The organism is Candidatus Alcyoniella australis, from assembly GCA_030765605.1.
Classification (GTDB): domain Bacteria; phylum Lernaellota; class Lernaellaia; order JAVCCG01; family Alcyoniellaceae; genus Alcyoniella; species Alcyoniella australis.
This window is the reverse complement of sequence record JAVCCG010000024.1, coordinates 1-2,765: the sequence shown is the minus strand read 5'-3', so window position 1 is coordinate 2,765 and position 2,765 is coordinate 1. Positions and strand designations below refer to the sequence as shown.

Sequence of the window (2,765 nt, the reverse complement as noted above, 5' to 3'; positions counted from 1 at the left end):
TGCAGCCCCAAATCAGCGACTACATCACCGAAATTCTCAAGCGTTACGACCCGGTTGACGACCTCCGCGAGTTCGAGAAACTCGCGGACGAGTGCGTCTGGGAACTGGCCGATCTGCTGATCTACTGCAATCACCCCGAGATCTACGACCGCCGCTCGAACCTCGGAACCGACTTCAGCTCGGCGCTGGAGGGGATCGACCTGTGCAACAAGATCGTGGTCGACGCCGGAGCGGGAACCGGCAGGCTGAGCTTCTGGGCATGCAATAAGGCGCTGACCGTGTTTGCCGTGGAACCGTGCTCGAGTATGCGCCACTTCATCCGCAACAAGGCCAAACGCAATCGGATCTACAATCTCTACGCCATGGACGGCCAGCTGGACGCGCTGCAGATCCCCACGCACAACGTCGATGTGCTGCTGACCTGCGACGCCATCGGCTGGAACCTGGAGGCCGAGCTGCACGAGATCGAGCGCGTGGTCAAGCCCGGCGGCGTCGCGGTACACCTTTGCGGTTACAACGCCGGCGAACCCAACCCGATCCACGACACGATCACATCCGAGCAGTTCGGCTACCAAGCCGATACGTACGCCGAGACTGACGGCGAGAAGACCAAGTACACCAAACAGTTCTGATCAATATCGCCGCCGCGCTCCGGGTCCGGCCAAGGGCGTGGTAGACGGGAGCGGCCGATGGAACAGCGCGAGCTGCGAAACCGATTGTACTGGTCCTATCATCGCGACGGCCTGTTCGACGTGTTTCTCGGCCTGGGCCTGCTGGGATTTGGCTTGACCATGCTCTTGGACAATGCAGCGCTGGTGGTGCTGACCTGGGGGCCCTGGCTGCTGTTCCCCGCGTCCAAGTCGTACCTAAGCTACCCGCGCATCAGCCGCGCGGAGCTGCGTGACCTGCCGCACCACACGCGAGGCCTGCTGCTGTTGGCACTGGTCGGTCTGCTGCTGGTACTGCTCGCCGGGCTACTGGCCGTGAATCCCGGCGTCACGACCGGCCTGATCTCGCTGCTGCGCCAGCGCTTCGTGGTCAGCTTCGGCCTGATCATCGCCGCGCTGCTCGCCGCCCTGGGCCTGGCCGTGCACCTGATGCGGGTCTCGCTCTACGCTGCGGCCCTGGGACTGCTGGCCATCGGCTGCCAGCTGCTGGGCCTGCCGCTGTACATCGCGTTCCTGCTCACGGCGCTGATCGCGCTGCTGTGCGGCGGCGCGTTGCTGCTTTGCTTCCTGCGACGAATCCCCGCCACCCAGATCCGAGAAGACGCTTGACGCACAATTTAAGCTGATGGATGATGACTCCCCCGCAGACCGACCGTCGGTCTGAGAACTTTGGAGCATTGCCATGCAGCAGAAACATCCGAGTCATTCCGACCGCAAGGAGGCCTTGATCATGGCCGCGGCCGAGCTGTTCGTGGAGCGCGGCTACGACCAAACCACGATCGAGGCGATCATCGAGCGCGTGGGCGCTTCCAAAGGCGGGTTCTACCACCACTTTCAATCCAAGTCCGACGTGCTCGACGCGGTGGTCGAGAAAATGACGCACCAGTGGACCGCATACCTCGAACAACGCCTGGCCGCCCCCGGATTGGGGGCCGTCGAGCGGCTCAACCTGTTTTTCAAAACATCGGCCCAGTGGAGCCGCGAGCGCATCTGGATTATTGATAAGCTGTTGGTGCTCTATCGCGATGAGAACCTGCTGATTCGCCACAAGCTCGAACAGCTCGGTGTCGAAGCGAGCCTGCCGATGCTGACGCAGATCATCAAGCAAGGGAATGCTCAAGGCGTGTTCGATGCCCCGCAGCCCGACGAGACCGCGCGGATTATTCTGCTGCTCGCCAACTCGCTGCGCGCGTTGCAGTCCCGCGACCTGGCGCGAATCGACCAGCAGCCCGAGCTGATCGAGCAGGTCGAACAACGGGTGGCGCTGGGCCTGCAAATGATGGAGCGTATGCTCGCCGCGCCCGCCGGATCGATCGAGCCCGTGGGCCGCGAGCTGCTCTACTGACGTAATCCGACAATCGCCCGAGTCAAATCCGGTTGGCAGCGGGTAGCGAACGAATACAGCATGTACGTGGTCTGCTCGCACCGCGCAAATTTTTTCAGCTTGTAAACAGGACTCTGTTATTCCAGCAGATCGGGCCAGGACGGGTCGTCGTTGACCAGCATGCCGATCCATTGGAAAATCGAAATGCCTTCGATCTGGTAGCCCGCGCCGCCGGGCAGCAGGAAATCGTAGGTGGTGTGGCTATTGCCATCGATCAGGAAACGCTTGAAGCGCTCGGGCTGGGCCCTGCGGATCAGGTTGGTCACGCCCAGCAGCTCGCCCTTGAAGTCCAGGGGGTCCATGCCCAGGAACATTTCCGAGATAATCTGGTCACGGTAGGACGAGATCATACCCACGCGCAACTGCGGGTCGAGGTCGAGGTACAGATCGTAAAGGTAGGTCACGGCCGTGCCGTCGCACAGCACGCACTGCTCGGGCAGCTCGATTCCCCAGCACTCCTTGATGTACGACCACTCCTCGGGCTTTTCCGGATCCCAGAAGCCGGTTCCCGAGTCGTTGAGCACGTAGGTCGGGGTGTCGAGGAACTGCGACTTGAGCTGCGCCCAGCCCAGGAACGTGCCGTAGCCCCCGGCGCTCGAGCCGGCCACCAGCACCTTCTCCGGGTTGGGGAACAGCTGCTTGATCAGCGCCACCGCGGCGCCGGTGTGGCGCTGTCCCCAGTGATAGCGGTCCACGCCGTTGTACTGGATGAC

The 2,765-nt window shown here is 62.4% G+C and carries 4 protein-coding genes; 3 read left to right on the top strand and 1 reads right to left on the bottom strand.

Features of this window, described 5'->3' with window-relative positions:
* The 3 genes from P9M14_03160 to P9M14_03150 form a co-directional block, all read left to right on the top strand.
* On the top strand, positions 1 to 632 hold a 632-nt coding region (locus tag P9M14_03160), incomplete at its 5' end, for a methyltransferase domain-containing protein (GenBank protein ID MDP8254724.1).
* 57 nt (positions 633 to 689) lie between these two features.
* Entirely contained in the window at positions 690 to 1,277 is a 588-nt protein-coding gene (locus P9M14_03155) for a hypothetical protein (protein ID MDP8254723.1), read from the top strand.
* Between the two features lie 73 nt (positions 1,278 to 1,350).
* A complete protein-coding gene (locus P9M14_03150; GenBank protein MDP8254722.1) occupies positions 1,351 to 2,013 on the top strand; it encodes a TetR/AcrR family transcriptional regulator in 663 nt (220 codons plus the stop codon).
* 116 nt (positions 2,014 to 2,129) lie between these two features.
* On the opposite strand, the gene P9M14_03145 is transcribed toward P9M14_03150, so the two are convergent.
* On the bottom strand, positions 2,130 to 2,765 hold a 636-nt coding region (locus P9M14_03145), incomplete at its 5' end, for a hypothetical protein (GenBank protein ID MDP8254721.1).

Bases quoted from the DNA above. Each gene is read 5' to 3' on its own strand.
- P9M14_03150 (MDP8254722.1), top strand. From the start codon at position 1,351: ATGCAGCAGAAACATCCGAGTCATTCCGACCGCAAGGAGGCCTTGATC.
- P9M14_03155 (MDP8254723.1), top strand. From the start codon at position 690: ATGGAACAGCGCGAGCTGCGAAACCGATTGTACTGGTCCTATCATCGC.